The 17,237-nt window shown below is 72.2% G+C and carries 15 protein-coding genes and 1 pseudogene; 7 read left to right on the top strand and 9 right to left on the bottom strand.

What is annotated here, in order from left to right:
* Positions 1-32: 32 nt before the first annotated feature.
* From TU31_RS18860 to TU31_RS18850, 3 genes are all read left to right on the top strand, one after another.
* Positions 33-1,184, top strand: a complete 1,152-nt coding sequence (locus TU31_RS18860) for a lipid-transfer protein (protein WP_042156065.1) — start codon at positions 33-35, stop codon at positions 1,182-1,184.
* 108 nt (positions 1,185-1,292) lie between these two features.
* The gene (locus TU31_RS18855) at positions 1,293-1,775 is read left to right on the top strand and encodes a Zn-ribbon domain-containing OB-fold protein (protein WP_042156063.1); all 483 of its coding nucleotides are present in this window, start codon (positions 1,293-1,295) and stop codon (positions 1,773-1,775) included.
* Complete coding sequence (locus tag TU31_RS18850) at positions 1,772-2,602, top strand: enoyl-CoA hydratase/isomerase family protein (RefSeq protein WP_042156059.1); 831 nt, start codon at positions 1,772-1,774, stop codon at positions 2,600-2,602. Before TU31_RS18855 ends, TU31_RS18850 begins: the two co-directional genes overlap by 4 nt.
* Positions 2,603-2,606: 4 nt before the next feature.
* On the opposite strand, the gene TU31_RS18845 is transcribed toward TU31_RS18850, so the two are convergent.
* The gene (locus TU31_RS18845) at positions 2,607-3,143 is read right to left on the bottom strand and encodes a hypothetical protein (protein ID WP_245698595.1); all 537 of its coding nucleotides are present in this window, start codon (positions 3,141-3,143) and stop codon (positions 2,607-2,609) included.
* 206 nt (positions 3,144-3,349) lie between these two features.
* Here TU31_RS18845 and TU31_RS40620 point away from each other — a divergent pair, with 206 nt between their 5' ends.
* Entirely contained in the window at positions 3,350-4,303 is a 954-nt protein-coding gene (locus TU31_RS40620; RefSeq protein ID WP_042156055.1) for a hypothetical protein, read from the top strand.
* A 118-nt stretch (positions 4,304-4,421) separates the two neighbouring features.
* Here TU31_RS40620 and afsK read toward each other — a convergent pair whose 3' ends face one another.
* Positions 4,422-7,064: a protein serine/threonine kinase AfsK gene (gene afsK / locus TU31_RS18835; protein WP_042156054.1), complete on the bottom strand. Its 2,643-nt coding sequence runs from the start codon at positions 7,062-7,064 to the stop codon at positions 4,422-4,424.
* A gap of 930 nt (positions 7,065-7,994) precedes the next feature.
* Between afsK and TU31_RS18830 the strand changes: the two genes are divergently transcribed.
* Positions 7,995-8,642, top strand: a complete 648-nt coding sequence (locus TU31_RS18830; RefSeq protein WP_042156052.1) for a TetR family transcriptional regulator — start codon at positions 7,995-7,997, stop codon at positions 8,640-8,642.
* 211 nt (positions 8,643-8,853) lie between these two features.
* Here TU31_RS18830 and TU31_RS18825 read toward each other — a convergent pair whose 3' ends face one another.
* From TU31_RS18825 to TU31_RS39805, 6 genes and pseudogenes are all read right to left on the bottom strand, one after another.
* The gene (locus TU31_RS18825; protein WP_042156050.1) at positions 8,854-9,324 is read right to left on the bottom strand and encodes a nitroreductase family deazaflavin-dependent oxidoreductase; all 471 of its coding nucleotides are present in this window, start codon (positions 9,322-9,324) and stop codon (positions 8,854-8,856) included.
* Positions 9,324-10,673, bottom strand: a complete 1,350-nt coding sequence (locus TU31_RS18820) for an acyl-CoA dehydrogenase family protein (protein ID WP_042156048.1) — start codon at positions 10,671-10,673, stop codon at positions 9,324-9,326. The genes TU31_RS18825 and TU31_RS18820 overlap by 1 nt, the downstream gene beginning before the upstream one ends.
* Positions 10,674-10,883: 210 nt before the next feature.
* Positions 10,884-11,387 (bottom strand): allene oxide cyclase barrel-like domain-containing protein, encoded by a 504-nt coding sequence (locus TU31_RS18815; RefSeq protein WP_042156047.1) that lies wholly within the window; start codon positions 11,385-11,387, stop codon positions 10,884-10,886.
* Between the two features lie 204 nt (positions 11,388-11,591).
* Positions 11,592-12,599, bottom strand: coding sequence for an IPT/TIG domain-containing protein (locus TU31_RS35980; RefSeq protein WP_370682747.1), 1,008 nt, complete (start codon positions 12,597-12,599; stop codon positions 11,592-11,594).
* Positions 12,600-13,049: pseudogene (locus TU31_RS40615) on the bottom strand (YncE family protein); the annotation flags it as partial.
* Positions 13,001-13,273 (bottom strand): YncE family protein, encoded by a 273-nt coding sequence (locus TU31_RS39805; RefSeq protein WP_181018629.1) that lies wholly within the window; start codon positions 13,271-13,273, stop codon positions 13,001-13,003. The gene TU31_RS39805 and the pseudogene TU31_RS40615, both read right to left, overlap by 49 nt.
* Positions 13,274-13,574: 301 nt before the next feature.
* Between TU31_RS39805 and TU31_RS18800 the strand changes: the two genes are divergently transcribed.
* Positions 13,575-14,759 carry a thiolase C-terminal domain-containing protein gene (locus TU31_RS18800; protein WP_042156045.1) on the top strand — a complete coding sequence of 395 codons (1,185 nt, stop codon included), beginning with the start codon at positions 13,575-13,577 and terminating at the stop codon, positions 14,757-14,759.
* Between the two features lie 111 nt (positions 14,760-14,870).
* Here the strand turns inward: TU31_RS18800 and TU31_RS18795 are convergent, their stop codons facing one another.
* Entirely contained in the window at positions 14,871-15,644 is a 774-nt protein-coding gene (locus TU31_RS18795; RefSeq protein WP_042156043.1) for a VOC family protein, read from the bottom strand.
* A 243-nt stretch (positions 15,645-15,887) separates the two neighbouring features.
* On the opposite strand from TU31_RS18795, the gene TU31_RS18790 reads away from it, so the two are divergent.
* Positions 15,888-17,237, top strand: a complete 1,350-nt coding sequence (locus tag TU31_RS18790; RefSeq protein ID WP_042156040.1) for an FAD-dependent monooxygenase — start codon at positions 15,888-15,890, stop codon at positions 17,235-17,237.

Raw genomic sequence — 17,237 nt, 5'->3', positions numbered from 1 at the left:
GTCAGCACTGGCGACCGACCACGGAGGTGGCGATGGGGGCGACCCTCAAGGACGCTACGGCGATAGCCGGTATCGGACAGACCCCGTTCGCCCGGCAACTCCCGGAATCCGAGAAGACCCTGGCCTGCCGGGCCATCGTCGCGGCGCTCGACGACGCCGGAATCGCCCCCTCGGAGGTGGACGCCTTCGCCTCCTACACCATGGAGGAGACCGACGAGGTCGAGATAGCCAAGGCCATCGGCGCCGGGGACCTCACCCACTTCTCCAAGGTCGGCTTCGGCGGCGGCGGTTCCTGCGCGACGGTGGCGCATCTGGCCGCCGCAATCGCCACCGGCCAGGCGAGCGTCGGCGTCGCCTGGCGGTCCCGCAAACGCGGCTCGGGACCGCGCCCCTGGAAGAACACCCGGGTCCAGCTGCCCACACCGGGACAGTGGACCCGCCCCTTCGGACTGCTGCGCCCCGCCGACGAGATCGGCATGCTGGCCCGCCGCTATATGCACGAATACGGCGCCACCCGCGACCACCTCTTCAATGTCGCGCTCGCCTGCCGCAACCGGGCCAACCAGAACCCGGCCGCGATCATGTACGAACGTCCGCTGACCCGCGAGATGTATATGACCGCCCGCTGGATCAGCGAGCCGCTCTGCCTGTTCGACAACTGCCTGGAGACCGACGGCGCGCTGGCCTGTGTCGTGGTCTCCGCCGAGCGCGCCCGCGACTGCCGGCAGCGGCCCGTCTACGTGCACTCCGCCGCCCAGGGCCTGCCCGCCCAGCACCACGGCATGGTCAACTACTGGACCGACGACCCGCTCACCGGCCCGGCCTGGACGGCCGCCCGGCACCTGTGGAAAGGCGCCGACCTCGGACCGCAGGACGTCGACGTGGCACAGATCTATGACGCCTTCACCCCCCTGATCCCCCTCTCGCTGGAGGGCTACGGCTTCTGCGGACGTGGTGAGGGCGCGGCCTTCACCGAAGGCGGCGCACTGGAGATCGGCGGCCGGCTCCCGCTCAACACCGGCGGCGGCGGTCTCTCCGAGGCGTATGTGCACGGTTTCAACCTGATCAATGAAGGCGTCAAGCAGCTGCGCGGCACCAGCACCGCGCAGGTCCCCGGCGCCGCCACCTGTCTGGTCACCGCGGGCGAGGGCGTGCCCACCTCGGCCCTGCTGCTGAGGAGTTGATACGCCATGAGCCCTCGTGATGCCGCGCCCGAGTCCGTGCGGGAAAGCGTGCGGGAGCCCGTTCGTGAGCCGGGGCGTGAGTCCGTGCGGGAGTCCGTTCGTGATGCCATGACACCGAGCGTGACACCCGCCACTGACAATCGCTCCGACCGCGGCGCCGACCTGCTGCTTCCTGTCCCGGACGACGACGGCGCGCCCTTCTGGGAGTACGCCGCCCGGGGCGAACTGCGCATCCAGGCCTGCGCCGACTGCGACGCCCTGCGCTTCCCGCCCCGGCCCTGCTGCCCGCACTGCCGGTCCTTCGCCGCCCGCTGGCGGCGGATGAGCGGCCGCGGCCGTATCTGGTCCTTCGTCCTGCCGCACCCGCCGCTGCTGCCCGCGTACGCCGGACAGCCGGGCTACAACGCGATCGTCGTGGAACTGGCCGAGGCCCCGGGCATCCGCCTCGTCGGCAACCTCGTCACCGCCGCCGACGCCCCGCTCAACTCCGTCGACCCGGCCCGGCTGCGCATCGGCGCCCCGGTGAAGGCCGTCTTCCACACCATGCCGGGAGGCGTGACCGTACCCCGCTGGCTCCTGGAGCGGCCATGACGGTCCGCACGGAGCGCGCGGACGGGGTCGCGCTGATCACCCTCGACCGGCCCGAGCGGCACAACGCCATCGACCTCGCCACCGCAGCAGAACTCATCGGAATCTGGCGGGAGTTGCGCTTCGACGACACCGTACGGGCCGCCGTGCTCACCGGCGCCGGCGGCCGGGCCTTCTGCACCGGCATCGACCGCTCCGTCGACGTCCCCCAGCCGTCCTCCCCCTACTCCGTCGACGATCCGCTGCTCCACATCGGCCCGAAGGCCAACGACCTGTGGAAGCCGGTCATCGCCGCCGTCGAGGGCATGGCCTGCGGCGGCGCGTTCTACCTCCTGGGCGAGGCCGAGTTCCTCATCGCCGCCGAGAACGCCACCTTCTTCGACCCGCACACCACCTACGGGATGGTCAGTGCGTACGAGGCGGTCTTCATGGCGCAGCGGATGCCCTACGGGGAGGCCGCCCGGCTGGCCCTGATGGGGACGGCGGAGCGGCTGGGCGCCTCCCGGGCGTACGAGATCGGTCTGGTCTCCGAACTGACCGCACCCGGCGCCGCGGCCGAGGTGGCGCTGCGCCGCGCGGCCGTGCTCGCCGCCCAGCCGACCGGGGCGGTCCAGGGCACGGTACGCGCCCTGTGGGCGGCCAAGGAGGCGGCCAGATCGCAGGCCCTGGCGCACGCCCCCCAGCTGATCGCGCTGGGCAATCTGCCCCCGGACCGCCAGGCCGGACTGTTCGCCGACCGGAAGCGGCAGGACGGCCGGCCCGGCGACCAGGACGGGAGGCCGGACGGCAACGAGGACGGCGGGCGGCGCGGTCACCCCTTGGTCAGGTGACCCCTCACATACGGGTCTTGTGCGCCCTGGTGATCTCGCAGGTGAACCAGAACTGCCCGATGGAGGACTGATTGACGGTGTACTTGGCGGTGTACGTCTCGGTGTCGCCGGGCCCGACGGTGATCGAGCGCTCGTGCAGCCCGTACGCCTTGCCGTCGGCCGGCTTCGCCTTCATCCAGTTGACGGCCATGTCGTAGGAGAAGGAATCGTTCATCGACGGGTTGGTGATGGAGACCGTGTAGGTGAACTGGCGCAGCGAATCGGAGAAGTCGCAGTTGCTGCCCCTGACATCCGACCGCCCGTCCGGGTCGTAGGTCTCCTGGGTCGGCGAGGGCGAGTAGGTGGGCTCGTACGCCGGGGACGCGGACGCGTCGTACGAGCTGGAGTACGTGGGGCTCGGGAAGGAGACCGGCACCTTCACCCGGGGCCGGCCGAAGGCGCAGCCGCTCACCGTCGCCACCGTCACCAGCGCCAGCCCGGCCGCGACCGCTGCCCTGATACCCGTACGGGCGCCCCCGCGGATGCCCGTGCTCCTGCGCATGCGCTGCTTCATTCTGCCCATCCCCCGTGAAAACTCTGAGCTCGTCACTCTTCAATTGACGCGTGCACGGCACCCTAGCAAGCGTGGGTGACACCCCTTACGGGCCCCGGCAACGCGGGCGGGCGTATGTGGCTCGCGAGTACCAGGGCTCAGGCGTAGCGTCGGTCCCGGAGGATGACCGGACGACCCGAAGCGAGGCGACGCCCGTGGTGCGCAACGTTCTCGGGTCGCTGATCGCCCTCGCCGGAGCGGCGGCCGCCGTCTGGAGCCCCTTCCGTCCCTGGTACGACGGCCGTCAGGGCAGTGACGTGCGGATCGAGGACCTCTTCAACGGGGTCACCCGCAACAGCGCCGCACTCTTCGGTTCCGTCCTCCTCCCCATGGCGTTCGCCGCCCTGCTGACCCTGATCGGTGTCGCCCTGCGCTCCCGGGGGCTGGTCGCCCTCGCGGGCCTGGTGGTGCTGGGTTTCACGATTCTGTGGATGGTCCGCCAGGGCCAGGCCGCGAGCGAACTGACGGCCGGCGCCCGGGGCCTGGGGGTGGGCGTCGCCAACGCCCTGGGCGGCGGCGCGCTGCTGCTGCTCGGCGCCCTGATCATGCGGGGCCGCCCCCGCCGGGTCTACGGCTCGGACTACGACGACCGGCCGTACGACGACGGCCACTACGGCCGCTATCCGCACGACGAGCGCTACGACGAGCGCGCGCCCTACGACCCGTACACGCCCTATCCCCCGGGGACGCCCGAACCATGGGACGCGGGCCGCCCCGGTGCCGAGGAGTGGAATCCGGAGCCGTACCCGACCGGCCCCACCCCCGCCGCCGGCCCCCCGACCGCTCCCGGCGGACCCGGAGGCGGCCCGTACGGGCAGGGGCAGGACACCCCCACCACTCCCCTCCCGGTCACCCCGCCCCCACCGCCGCCCCCGCAGCAACAGCAACAGTGGACGCAAACGCAACAACAGCCGCAGCAACCGCCCCCACAGCAGCCACAACAACAGCGGCCTCCGCCCCCTCCTCCACCGCCGTCCCGGCCCGGCCATCAGCAGCCGCCCACACCACCGGTCGAGTGGGGCAGGGAGCACCGTCAGCCGCGCCCCACCCGGGCCGAGCAGCCCGAGCCGCCCGAACGGCGTGAACGCCCCCCGGAGGAACGGGAGTAGACCCACGGGCAGATACGGGGCCGACGAACGGCCCGGCCCCTGGGCGACGGCCCGTCCCCTACGGGAAGCGGGCGCCAGCCCAGCCCCTACGGGAAACAGCGCACAGCCCGCCCCCGCCTCACGACCGCCGCGCCAGCCCCGTCCCCTTGGCCGCGTCCAGCGCGTACACACAACGGTCCTTGCTGCACGCGTACACCACACCGCCGACCGCCACCGGCGAGCCGGTGATCTCGCCGCCGGTCTCCAGCTTCCAGCGCAGCTGGCCGCCCATCGCGTCGAGCGTGTACAGGCAGTGGTCGGCGGAGCCGAAGTGCACCCGGCCCTCCGCGACGACCGGAGCGCCGATGACCTCCGCGCCGGCCTGGAACCGCCAGCGCGGGGTGCCGGTCACCGCGTCGAGGGTGTAGAGCGCCTTGCCGCTGCCCAGATGGACCGCACCGTGCGCGACCAGGACCGGTTCGGTGGACTGCCGTGCCTCGGTGGCGATCCGCCAGCGGTCACGGCCGTCCGCCGGGTCCAGCGCGTAGACCGTGCCGAGGTAGTCCGCCAGATAGACCCCGCCGCCGGTGACGGCCGGGCCGGGGGCGAAGGCGGGCGGGCTCAGGAACACCGCGGGCGCCTCGAAGTGCCAGCGCACGTCGCCGCGTGCGATGTCGATCGCCAGCACCCGGGTACCGGCCACGACGTAGACCGCACCGTCCGACGCCGGCAGCAGCCGCATCGGCACCCCGCCGCAGGCCGCGGCGTCGCCCACCGGATACGACCAGCGCTCGGCGCCGGTCCGGGCCTCCAGTGCCTTGAGCCGGGCGTCGGCCCACACGAAGACCGTGCCCTCGTGCACCACGGGCCCGGCCTCGGCGGTCTCGAAGTCGGTCTGGACGCCGCCGGTCTCCCACAGCAACTCGCCGTTGGCGGCCTCCCATGCCTGGACGCCGCCGCCGCGGGTGCTGGTGACGACGGTCCCGCGGTCGACCTTGAGGGCGTAGACCCAGCCGTCGGTGTTCAGCCGCCAGCGCTCGGTGCCGTCGTCGGCGTCCAGCGCGTACAGGCTCGGGCCGTCCGAGGCGTGGATCCGGCCGTCCGCGACGGCCATCGCCCAGGCGACGTCACGGGTCTTGAACTTGCGGCGCCCGCTGGCCACATCGAGCGCATGCACCTCGAAGGAGGTGACGTAGAGCAGATCGTCGGCGACGGCGGGGGTGCCCCACACATCGTTCGACATCCGGAACCGCCAGGGGCGCCAGCGGCCCGCCTCGGGCGGCGCCTCGGGCGGCGGGGGCGGCGCGGCCTCACCGCGCGGCGGGCTCTCCCCGCCGTTGGCCGGGCCCTGCGGGGGCACCCCGGTCGTGGGTCCGGCGCCGGGCGGCCGTACCCAGTTCGTCGCGGCACCGGCCTGAGCCCGCGGCGGGGGAGCGTCGGCGCGCGGCCCCGGCCCTATGGGGGCGGCCGAGCCACCGAGCTGTACCGGACCGGCGGCGCCGCCCCCGGGGGCGGCCGACGGGACGGGCGGGGCGGAGGACAGCGCGGCGGCGGGGGACGGGGCGGCGGGCGGCGGCGCGGAGACCGGGGTCACCCGGGCCGTCGACGCATCCGGGCCGAGCACCGCGGGCTGCGGCATCGGGCCCGGGTGGCCACTGCGCGGGTCGCTGCCGCGGTGCGCGCCGGGGCCCGCGCCGATCTGGCCGGGCCAGCCGGACTCCGCGGCGGCGTGGACGCTCTCCGGCCGCGGCGGCGCCTGGACGGGCTGCGCGGCGGGCATCGGGGGTGAGGCGGGCGGGGCCGGCGGCGCAGCGGGCGCCGGGCGGCCGGCACCACGGCCGGAACCGGCCCGCTGACCGTTGCCGGGTACGGCGGTGCGGCCGCCGCGCCGGCTCTCGATGAGGCCCACCGCGCCGGGCGGCAGCCAGGCCGAGGCGGTACCGCTGTCGTCGCTGCCGGAGCCGAAGAGGTGCGGCGCGAGCTGGGACTGGAGGTCGGCGGGGGACGGCCGCTGGCCGGCCTCCATCTGCATACAGGACTCCATGAGCGGACGGAGTTCGTCCGGCAGGCCCGCCAGGTCGGGGCCCTCCCGCAGCAGCATGAAGACGGTCTCGACGGGGTTGGCGCCATGGAACGGCGCATGTCCGGTGGCGGCGAAGACCAGCGTCGACCCGAGGGAGAAGACATCGCTGGCGCCCGTGACACTGCGCGAGTCCCGGGCCTGCTCGGGCGACATGTAGGCGGGCGTGCCGACAGCCACATTGGTCATCGTCAGCCGGGTGTTGGACACCCCGGAGGCGATACCGAAGTCGATCACCCGGGGGCCGTCCTCGACGACCAGCACGTTCGACGGCTTCAGGTCGCGGTGTACCAGGCCCGCGCCGTGGATGGACTGAAGCGCCTCGGCGATCCCGGCCGCCAGCCAGCGCACCGCCTGGGCCGGGAGCGGCCCGCACTCATTGACTATTTCCTCCAGGGAGGGCGCGGGGACATAGGCCGTCGCGAGCCAGGGCACCGCCGCGCGCGGATCGGCGTCCACCACCGCGGCCGTGTAGAAGCCGCTGACCGCGCGGGCCGCCTCGACCTCGCGGGTGAAGCGGACCCGGAACAGCTGGTCCTCGGCGAGCTCGGTACGCACCGTCTTGATCGCCACGCGCCGCCCGGACGCCGAGCGCGCGAGATAGACCAGTCCCATGCCGCCGGCCCCGAGACGACCGAGCACCTCGAACGGGCCGATCCGCCGGGGATCGTGCTGCGTCAGCTGCTTCAGCTGCTCCACCACTTACCTGCCACCTCCCCGTGGGGCGTAAAAAGAGACTCTCAATAGCCACGAGCCGCCGAGAGCCACTGCCCCGTGCAGCGTCTCACCGCCTGGCCGAAACGGCCGTACGCGTGCTGATTCTTCCTGGCCGAGCCGACGGTTGCGAACCCGGGTCCTGTCCGTCGTGTCACGGCATACCTCCCGTAGCCCACACCTGGCCCGTTACCCGATGTCACCCCACCCCGCCTGACGTGCTCCGATACGTCCGCCGACGGGCGATTGACCACGGGGTTACCGATCGGTTCCAGGTCCCCTGCGCGGGGCACCGCCGACTATCTGGACGTTCACCATTCCGTTTGACGCGCACATGAGGAAATCGGTTGAGTCCCCGGCGCATCCGGTGGCCGCGGTGGCCGGAACCATGCCGTTCCACCGACCGCACGCACCCATCCCCCACCGGCCCTGCCCTCCCCGTCGTCGCGTGCGGCCCCAGGCCCCAATTCTGCGCGTTCGAAGGTCATTTCGGTGCCAGCGCGCCGGGCGTGGCGCCTTGATTGATGTGCGGACAGCGGAAAGCGGTCGCTGCCGTGGCGGCGATATGTCCAAGCTAGCGCCGGTTCACACAGTCCGCCCGGCGGGAATTCGAACGGGGAATCGAGTCCGGTGGCGCCGGAAAGGGGCGGCGGGACCGGCGTAAGGGAGGCGGTGGAGCTCAACCGGCTGTCACCGGCGTGCACTTGCTGCACGGAGGGTGACCGCTTATCCACCAAAGTTGTCCACAGGCTGTTGATAACACCGTTCACTGGTTCGGACCAAGCGGCGCCATATGAACCGTGACCGCGGCCGGGCCCGCCATCAGGGCACTCCCCGGGGCCATGCACCCTTAACTCCCCCATCCCCATTTGCAGGCAGCCAAATCGCGCTCCGATCACCCCTCGGTAAGCTGACGGCATGACAGGACAAGTTCGAACCGTCGACGGCAGAGTTGCCGGCCGCCGCGGACAGGCGACGCGGCAAAAGCTTCTCGACTGCCTCAGTGAAATGCTCAGTTCGTCCCCCTATCGGGACGTCAAGGTCATCGATGTAGCCCGAAAAGCGGGGACTTCACCCGCAACGTTCTATCAGTACTTCCCGGACGTCGAGGGCGCCGTCCTCGAAATCGCCGAGGAGATGGCCAAAGAAGGCGCCACTCTGACCGATCTTGTCGCCGGACGCTCCTGGGTGGGCAAATCCGCCTGGCAGGCCGCGGAAGATCTGGTCGAGGGCTTTCTCTCCTTCTGGCGCAAGCACGACGCGATTCTGCGCGTCGTCGACCTGGGCGCGGCCGAGGGCGACAAGCGTTTCTACAAGATCCGCATGAAGATCCTCAATGCCGTCACCAACTCCCTTACGGACTCCATCAAGGACCTCCAGAGCAAGAACAAGGTCGACAAGGACGTGAGCCCGGCCGCCATCGCCGGCTCCATGGTCGCCATGCTGGCGGCGGTCGCCGCGCACCAGAAGGGCTTCCAGAGCTGGGGCGTCAAGCAGGCCGAGCTCAAGCCGAATCTGGCGCTGCTGGTGCACCTCGGTGTCACCGGAAAGAAGCCGACCAAATAACGAAGCCACCGCGATAGCAGTCGGGGAAGCGGCCGGAGAAGCTGCCGCGCCTCGAAGTCCCGGTGCTCCCGGGACGGTTCGCCATCGGTCCTGTATCCGTCCTGCCATAGCTGTACACCACACGCAGCGGGCGCCGCGCGGCCCTCAGGGGTTCGGCACGGCGCCCGCTGCGCGTTGACGGCCCACCGGCCGGCCCGGCGCACCGGTCCGGTCAGCGGCGCTCCAGCCGGAACAGCCGGATCTCCCGCGTCACCCGCGCCTGATACGCCGCGTACGGAGGCCAGAGCGCCAGCGCCGCCCGCCAGGCCAGCGCCCGCTCCTCACCGGACAGCAGCCGGGCCCGCACCGGTATGTCGCGGCCCCGCCAACTCACCTCGGCCTCCGGATTCTTGAGCAGATTCCCGGTCCAGGCCGGATGTCCCGGCCGCCCGAAATTGCTGCCGACCAGCAGCCAGCTGCCGTCGTCCTCCGGTACGCACGCCAGCGGGGTACGCCGCGGAAGCCCGCTCCTGGCACCGGTCGCGGTCAGCACCACTCCGGGCAGCATCCGGGCGCTGAGCAGCACCTTTCCGCGGGTCAGCCGGTGTATCGCACGGTCCAGCGCGGGGATGACGTACGGCGCGGTCCGGGCGAACGCGCGGGTCGCGGAGACCTTCATCAGCAACCGCTCACCCGGGCGCATCAGACCTCCACCGCCTCCGGCGCACCGTCCGGAATCGGCGCACCGCCCGGCTCCCCCGCCCCGCCCGGGAACAGCCCCGCCTCCTCGGCGGCCCGCGCCCGCAGCCGGTGCACCGGCCCCAGCAGCAGTTCGTCGCAGGCCGCGCGCTTGAAGTACAGATGCGCCTCGTGCTCCCAGGTGAAGCCGATACCGCCGTGCAGCTGCACCGCCTCGGCCGCCACCGCCCGCAGGGCCTCCAGCGCCTGGGCGAGCGCCAGCGCCCCCACCCCCGGCTCGGCCGCCCCGGCACCCTCGGGCGCGGACCGTCCGCCGCCCGCCGCCCAGGCCGCGTAGTACGCCGCCGAGCGGGCCGCCTGGAGCGCCACATACAGATCGGCGAGCCGGTGCTGCACCGCCTGGAAGGAGCCGATGGGCCGGCCGAACTGCACCCGCTGCCGAACGTGGGCGACGGTACGGGCCAGCCCCGTATCGGCCGCGCCCACCGCCTCGGCCGCCAGCGCCGCGGCCGCCACCGGCCCCGTCGCGGCGAGCGCCCGGGCCACCGCCGCCGCGTCGCCGTCCCCCTCGCCCAGCAACTCGGCCGGTACGTCGCGCAGTTCGAGGCGGGCCTGCGGCCGGGTCTCGTCCATGGCGGTCTGCCGGGTCCGCAGCAGACCGGGCACACCGGGCTCCGCGCCGGGCCGGGCCGCGTCCGCCGCCCGTACGAGAAAGAGCAGGGTGCGACTTCGCGCGAACCCTCCGGTGTGGGCGGCCACCACGAGCACCTCCGCGGTGTGCCCGTTGAGCACCTGCCCGGCCTCGCCGTACAGCCGCCAGCCGCCGCCCGCCGGCCGCCCGCCGTTCCGCGAAGCGGCCGCCGCGTCCTCCTCCGGCACTCTCCTCGCCTGGATGCCGCCGGCCCGGCCGCCGCCCGCCCAGTCGCCGTCGTTCGGCCCGGTCAGCGCCAGTGCGGTGGCGAGCCGGCCACCCGGGACGGCCAGTGTCGCGGTCAGCTCCCCGGCGGCGAGGGCCGGGAGCAGCGCGGTGCGCTGGCGCTCGCTGCCCAGCGCGAGGAGGAGCGGGGCGGCCAGTGCGGCGGTCGCGATCAGTGGTGAGGGGAGGACGACACGGCCGGTTTCCTCGCATGCCAGGGCGAGTTCGGTGGGCCCGCAGCCCACCCCTCCGTACGCCGTGGGCAGCGCCAGACCGGGCAGGCCGAGCCGGCCGGCGAGCTGCTGCCACAGCTGGGTGTCGTACCCCGGTGGGGTGCGTACCGCCGCCTTGACCTCGTCCGGACCGCAGCGCTTGAGCAGCAGTTCGCGCAGCGTACGGCGGATTTCGTGCTGCTCCTCGGTGAACGCGGCATCCATCGGCGGGCTCCTCCCGGCCGTGCGACAACGCCCGTCCGGTCCGACGGGCCCTCCCCGCTTCCGATCTGACGGGCCGTCATAGTAGGGACGGGGGGTGCACTTTCCTAGGCCGGGTCCGCAAAGTCATCGTGGGCCAGGGGGTGTCGACGCCGGAGCGCGGGACGGAGCCGGGTCACGTCACCGCGACCCGGCTCCCGGACTCGCCGCCGGTCAGCGGATGAGATGGACGATGAGGTTCGTTTCCGTGTCACTGACGTTGACGGCGTGGATGTGGCCGTGGGCCGTGCGGTAGCGCCCGGTGCCGCCGGTGATCGCGAGGTCGATGTCGCCGGGGCCGGCGGACGTGACGGTGAACCGGCCCTGCACGGTGATCTGCCCCAGAGGAAGCGCGAGATCGGCCGCGCACTGGAGGTCGAACTCGTCGTTCGGGGCGGTCCGGGTCATGGTGCAGATCTGGCTGTAGGTGCCGACCGGGATGGTGCCGCGGAGCAGATTCCCGGAGATGACGAATTCATCGCCCTGGCTGGGCCCGGACGACCCGTCCACATCGACGAACGTGCCCTGGGTCTGCTTGGCGACCAACTGGAAGATTTCCTCTCTCGGGGGAAAGGAATCGGCACCGGCACCGCTTGCCGCGGCCGCGGCGGGTGCGCAGAAAAGGAGGGCCGACACTCCGGTGGCCGCGCTCAGCACGATCTGCTTGAAGGGACGCACAGTTTTCTCCTCTGGGACTGGAAGGGAATTGCTCTGACGCGCTGCCGTGAGGTGCTCTCATTCCCGGTCCGCTGTCGCGTGGACGGCAGGGCCCCGCGACTCCCGCCCGGCCCGTCGGCCGGGATTCCGGTCGGCCGGAAACTCGGTGTGCCGGTGCCGCGCCGGCCGGTCCGCCCGGTCGGCCGTACGGCATGTCCGGGTGGGTCAGATCTCGGGATCGGCGACGTAGGTGAACGAGCCGGAGGGCATGTCGCCGGCGGGACCGGTGACCACGACGGCGACGGTGCCGGCGGCGCCGCTGGGCGGGGACGTGGCGCTCACGGTGGTGTCGGAGATGACCGCGAAGGGCGCCGGTGTGCCGTTGAAGGTGACCTGCTCGGTGTAGGTCAGACCGGTGCCGGTGATCGTCACGACCGTGCCACCCGAGGTCGGGCCCGTATTGGGGCTGACGTCGGTGACGGTGGAGGAACTGACGTAGGTATAGGTCAGCCCCCCGGCGCTCCCGCCGGCGGTGGTCACGGTGACGGCGACGCCGCCCGGTGCCGGGGCACCGGAGGCCCGCACGGTGAGCTGGGTGTCGGAGGCGCTCTGGATGACGGCGCGGCTGGTGCCGAAGTACACATCGATCGCTCCGGCCAGGTTGCGGCCGGTGATGACGATCTCCTGGTCGCCGCCGGCGACCGGCCCCGAGGCGGGGCTGATGCCGGTGAGGGCGGGCGGCGGGGCGTAGTAGAAGGTGCCGAGGAAGCCGGTGCCCCCCGCGGTGGTGACCGTCACGGGGACGGCACCCGATCCGGCGGGCTCGGTGACGGTCAGCGAGGTATCCGTATTGGCGGTGATGGCGGCCTGCGCGGTACCGAAGCGCACGGCGGTGGCGTTGGCCAGGTGGTGACCGGTCACCGTCACGGTGGCACCGCCCGCCGTGGTCCCCTGGTCGGGCAGCACGGTCGTCGCGAGGACGCTGATGGTGCCGGCCTCGGAGTTGACCACATAGGCGTGCGTCCCGTCGGGGGAGACCGCGAGGCCGGTGGGGCCGGCCCCCACGCCGATGTTCTCGACGACGGTATGGGTGGCGGTGTCGATCACGCTCACCGTGTCCGGGAGGGAATTCGCCACCAGGACATGGGCGTTGTCCGGGGTCACCGCCGGGAACCGCGCCTGAGCGCTGATGCCGACGGCGTCGATGACGGCGTTGGTGGCGGTGTCGACCACACTCACCGTGGCGCTGCCGACATTGGTGACATAGAGGCGGGCCCCGTCGGGGCTGAGCGCCAGCAGGATGGGGACATCGCCGGTCGTGATCGTCGTCGTGACGGTGTTCGTGGCGGTGTCGATCACTCGGACGCCGACCGAATAGCACGCCACGTAGGCGCGGGTCCCGTCCGGCGTGATGACCACGCCGGTCCCCCCGACCCCGACAGGGATGGTGCCGGTGACGGTGTTGGTGGCCGTGTCGATCACGCTCACCGTGGTGTCGGCCTGCTGTGTCACGTAGACCCGGGTGCCGTCCGGGGTGACCGCCGCCATCGACGGTCCCGCCCCTACGGGGATGTCCGTGACGAGGGTGTTCGTGGCGGTGTCGAGCACGCTCACCAGACCGGCGTCTGCGACGGTCACGTATCCGCGGGTGCCGTCCGGGCCAAGGGCCACCAATACGGGCCCGGCCCCGTGGGGATGGTGGCCGTGACGGTATCGGTGGCGGTGTCGATCACGCTGATCGTGTCCGAGCCCCGGTTGCCGACATAGGCACGGGTTCCGTCGGGCGAGAGGGTAATTCCCTGGGGCAGCGTGCCCACGGGGATAACTGCCCCCGGAACGAATTCGGCACGTAATCCGGAACTACGGGCCGGCGCAAGCACCGAAATATGTGGTGTATAGGCGAACATGACACTCCCTGAGGCAGGCGGGAACATCTCGTCCCGCACACGGAAATGTCTGCTCCACCGCATGGGCAAACAGCGAGCAGTCAACCGGCCGGAAGCGACCGGTGAAATGCACAAAGCGATGTGAGAATACCGTCCCCCGGGAGTCATTTGAAGGCCACCGGAAACCTCCGATTCTCGGATAATCGCTTTAAGTCGGCCTCTGAGGGCGGCGGGGCCGCGACGACGCGGCGGCGAGGCGGGACCTCCGGAGCCGCATCCCGCGCCCTGCCCGCCCCACCAGATCTGATGTACCGTCAGATTCATGACCTCAGGGACCACTTACGGGAATCGCAAGGTCGCCGTCGCCGGAGTCGCGCTGTCCGACTGCGGACGCGTGGACCGGGCCACCCCGTACGCCCTGCACGCCCAGGCCGCCCGCCGGGCACTCGCCGACAGCGGGCTGGACCGGGCGGTGATCGACGGCTTCGCCTCGGCCGGTCTGGGCACCCTCGCGCCCGTCGAGGTCGCCGAGTACCTGGGACTGCGCCCCACCTGGGTCGACTCCACCTCGGTCGGCGGCGCCACCTGGGAAGTGCTCGCCGCGCACGCCGCCGACGCGATCGCCGCCGGCCATGCCAACGCCGTACTCCTGGTCTACGGCTCCACCGCCCGCGCCGACATCAAGGCCGGGCGGCGTACCGCGAACCTGTCCTTCGGCACCCGGGGCCCGCTCCAGTTCGAGGTCCCCTACGGGCACACCCTGATCGCCAAATACGCCATGGCCGCCCGCCGCCATATGCACCAATACGGCACCACCCTGGAGCAGTTGGCCCAGGTCGCGGTGCAGGCGCGGGCCAACGCGGCGGCCAATCCGGACGCCCTGTACCGCGACCCGATCACCGTCGACGACGTGCTGGGCGGGCCGGTGATCGCCGATCCGTTCACCAAACTGCACTGCTGCATCCGCTCCGACGGCGGCTGCGCGGTCCTGCTCGTCGCCGAGGACTACGTCCCCGACCTGGCCAAACCCCCGGTATGGGTGCTCGGTTCGGGCACCGCGGTATCCCACACCACCATGTCGGAGTGGGACGACTTCACCGTCTCCCCCGCCGCGGTCTCCGGCCGGCTGGCCTTCGACCGCGCCGGGGTCCGCCCCGCCGACATCGACCTCGCCGAGCTCTATGACGCCTTCACCTATATGACCCTGGTGACGCTGGAGGACCTGGGCTTCTGTGCCAAGGGCGAGGGCGGCGCGTTCGTCGGGGAGGGACGGCTGCTGCGGGACGGGGCGTTGCCGGTCAACACCGACGGCGGCGGGCTGGCCGCCTGCCACCCGGGGATGCGGGGGCTGTTCCTGCTGGTCGAGGCGGTACGCCAGCTCCGCGGCGAGGCCGGCCCGGACCGCCAGGTACACAAACCCGGCGGCCGGCTGCCCCAGCTCGCGGTCGCCTCCGGCACGGGCGGCTGGTTCTGTTCGTCGGGGACGGTGGTGTTGGGGCGGGGGTGAGGCGGGGCCCGCGACGGCCTCGGGAGGCCGGGCCCGGCCGGAGTCCCGGCGGAGACTCGCGGGCGGGCCCGGCGCCGGGGTCCGAGGGGAGCCCGGGAGGCCGGCCGTTGCTCAGTCGGCGGCCGGGCGGGTGCCGATACTGAAGGCCGTGCCGAAGGGGTCGGTGAGCGCGGCCATGCGGGCGTACGGGGCGTCCTCGGGGGTGCCGGCCGTGCCGCCGGCGGCGACGGCGCGGGCCGCCACGTCGTCGGTGTCCGCCACCTCGAAAACGGTCTGCCAGCGGGACGCCCGCGCCGCGGGATCGCCGAAGACGCCGCCGATCTCATGGCCGTCGGGCCGGCGCAGGAAGGTGAAGTCGAAGTCGGGGAGATCGTCGTTGCCGTCGAGCGTGAAGCCGAAGACGGCGGCGTAGAAGCGGCGCGCGGGCTCGGGGTCCGGGGACGCGAGGTCGTTGCGGATCAGCGCGCTGGGCTCGTTGACCAGCTCACAGCCCGGCAGCGTACGTCCCTGCCAGAGCCCGAAGCGGGCGCCGCCGGGGTCCGCCACGACGGCCGTACGGGCCAGCCCCGCCACGTCCGAGGGCGGCATCAGCACCGTCCCACCGCACTCGGCGATCTGCTTCGTCAGGGCGTCGCAGTCGTCCGTGGCGAGGTACGGCAGCCACCAGGACTCGCCCTCGATATCCGCGGCGGAGACCGGCCGCAGCGCCGCCACCCGCCGGCCGCGCAGCAGACACAGGGTGAAGGGGCCGGTCGCCGCCGACCGCTCCTCGTACTCCCAGCCGAACAGGGCACGGTAGAACTCCTTCGCCCGGTCGAGGTCGGGGACCCCGAGATCGATCCAAGTCGGCGTACCGAGCGGCTGATTGCTGCTGATCTCGCTCAACGTCTGCTCCTTCGCAGTGCCATTGCCCGTAGGTATCGACGGTAGCGAGCATCTAGGACAGGAGACGTCCTAGAGCCGCCAGGGACCCGCCGCCCTCACACGCCCTTGAACAAACGTCATAGACAAGCGTTTAAGACGCTCGTATAGTTCCGGCTGCCGGTCGGCGAATGCACCACGACCGGGCGCCGCGGCCGCGTGGCGCAGTGCATGCAGGAGCACCACGACCCCGAAGGGAACCCCGCCATGTCCGGCACCGTTTCGCCGTCCTCCCGCACCAGCCCCAGGACCGTGCTGATTTCCGGCGCGAGCATCGCCGGGCCGGCGCTCGCCCACTTGCTGCACCGCTACGGCTTCGCGGTGACCGTCGTCGAACGCGCCCCCGAGCTGCGGACCGGCGGCTACAAGGTCGACATCCGGGGCGCGGCGGTCGAGGTCGCCGAACGGATGGGCATCCTGGCGGACATCCAGCGCGCCAGTACGGACATGCGGACCGGCGCGTATGTGAACGACGACGGCAAGCGGATCGCCACCCTCCCCGCCGCCCTCTTCGGCGCCCGGGTCGGCCGGGACGACGAGATCATGCGGGGCGACCTGGCGCGCATCCTCTACGAACGCACCCGGGCGGACGTCGAGTACGTCTTCGGCGACTCGATCACCTCCCTCACCGAGCGGCCGGACGCTCACGACCACGGTCGCGGCAGTGTCGAGGTCACCTTCGAGCGGGGTGCGCCCCGCCGCTTCGACCTCGTCGTCGGCGCGGACGGTGTGCACTCGAACGTCCGGCGACTGGCCTTCGGCCCGGAGGAGCAGTTCGTACGGCACCTCGGGGCGTATATCTCCGCGTTCTCGCTGCCGAATGAACTCGGCCTGGACCGCGAGGAGTTGTACCACGCGGTACCCGGCAGGCTGAGCTGTGTCTACAGCTCGGCCGGGGACCCGGCGGCCAAGGGACTGCTCACCTTCCGCTCGCCGCGACTGGCCTACGACCACCGGCAGCCCGCCCAACAACTGGCGCTGCTCGACGCCGCGTTCAAGGATGTCGGCGTCCCCCCGTCCGGCGGCTGGACGCAGATCCCGCGGCTGCTCGAAGCGGCCCGTGCGGCGGACGACTTCTACTTCGACGGGCTCCAGCTGATCGAGATGGACCGCTGGTCGCGCGGCCGGGTGGTGCTGCTCGGCGACGCCGCGCACTGCACCTCCCCGGCCTCGGGGCAGGGCACGGGGATGGCGCTGGTCGGCGCGTATGTGCTGGCGGGGGAGCTCGCGGCGGCCGGCCGCGAGCCGGAGGAGGCGTTCGACCGCTATGAGAAGGAGCTGCGCGGCTATGTCGCGGTCAACCACGCACTGGCCGCGAAGTTCGCCAAGGAGATGACGGCGGACACCCGGCGGCAGATCCGCTTCCGGCATCTGATGATGCGGATCCTGCCGTACATGCCATGGAAGAACCTGGTCGCGAAGAAGATCGCCGAGGAGGTGCAGCGGGGCGCCAACGCGATCACCCTCAAGGACCATCCGGCGCCGGCCGCGGTCACCGGGCGTGCTCCGGCCACCGGGCACGCTCCGGCCACCGGAAGCCCGACGTACGCTGCCTGA

The sequence above is a fragment of the Streptomyces lydicamycinicus genome (genome assembly GCF_000829715.2).
GTDB lineage: Bacteria > Actinomycetota > Actinomycetes > Streptomycetales > Streptomycetaceae > Streptomyces > Streptomyces lydicamycinicus.
The sequence above is the reverse complement of the archived record's forward strand: the minus strand, read 5'-3'. Positions and strand labels throughout refer to the sequence as shown.

Excerpts from the sequence above, each read along its gene's own strand:
- TU31_RS18845 (WP_245698595.1), bottom strand. The coding sequence starts at position 3,143 with ATGCGCAGGAGCACGGGCATCCGCGGGGGCGCCCGTACGGGTATCAGG.
- TU31_RS18830 (WP_042156052.1), top strand. The coding sequence starts at position 7,995 with ATGACAGGACAAGTTCGAACCGTCGACGGCAGAGTTGCCGGCCGCCGC.
- TU31_RS18850 (WP_042156059.1), top strand. The coding sequence starts at position 1,772 with ATGACGGTCCGCACGGAGCGCGCGGACGGGGTCGCGCTGATCACCCTC.
- TU31_RS18820 (WP_042156048.1), bottom strand. The coding sequence starts at position 10,673 with ATGGATGCCGCGTTCACCGAGGAGCAGCACGAAATCCGCCGTACGCTG.
- TU31_RS18790 (WP_042156040.1), top strand. The coding sequence starts at position 15,888 with ATGTCCGGCACCGTTTCGCCGTCCTCCCGCACCAGCCCCAGGACCGTG.
- TU31_RS18855 (WP_042156063.1), top strand. The coding sequence starts at position 1,293 with ATGACACCGAGCGTGACACCCGCCACTGACAATCGCTCCGACCGCGGC.
- TU31_RS39805 (WP_181018629.1), bottom strand. The coding sequence starts at position 13,273 with ATGTTCGCCTATACACCACATATTTCGGTGCTTGCGCCGGCCCGTAGT.
- TU31_RS18800 (WP_042156045.1), top strand. The coding sequence starts at position 13,575 with ATGACCTCAGGGACCACTTACGGGAATCGCAAGGTCGCCGTCGCCGGA.
- TU31_RS18860 (WP_042156065.1), top strand. The coding sequence starts at position 33 with ATGGGGGCGACCCTCAAGGACGCTACGGCGATAGCCGGTATCGGACAG.
- TU31_RS18825 (WP_042156050.1), bottom strand. The coding sequence starts at position 9,324 with ATGCGCCCGGGTGAGCGGTTGCTGATGAAGGTCTCCGCGACCCGCGCG.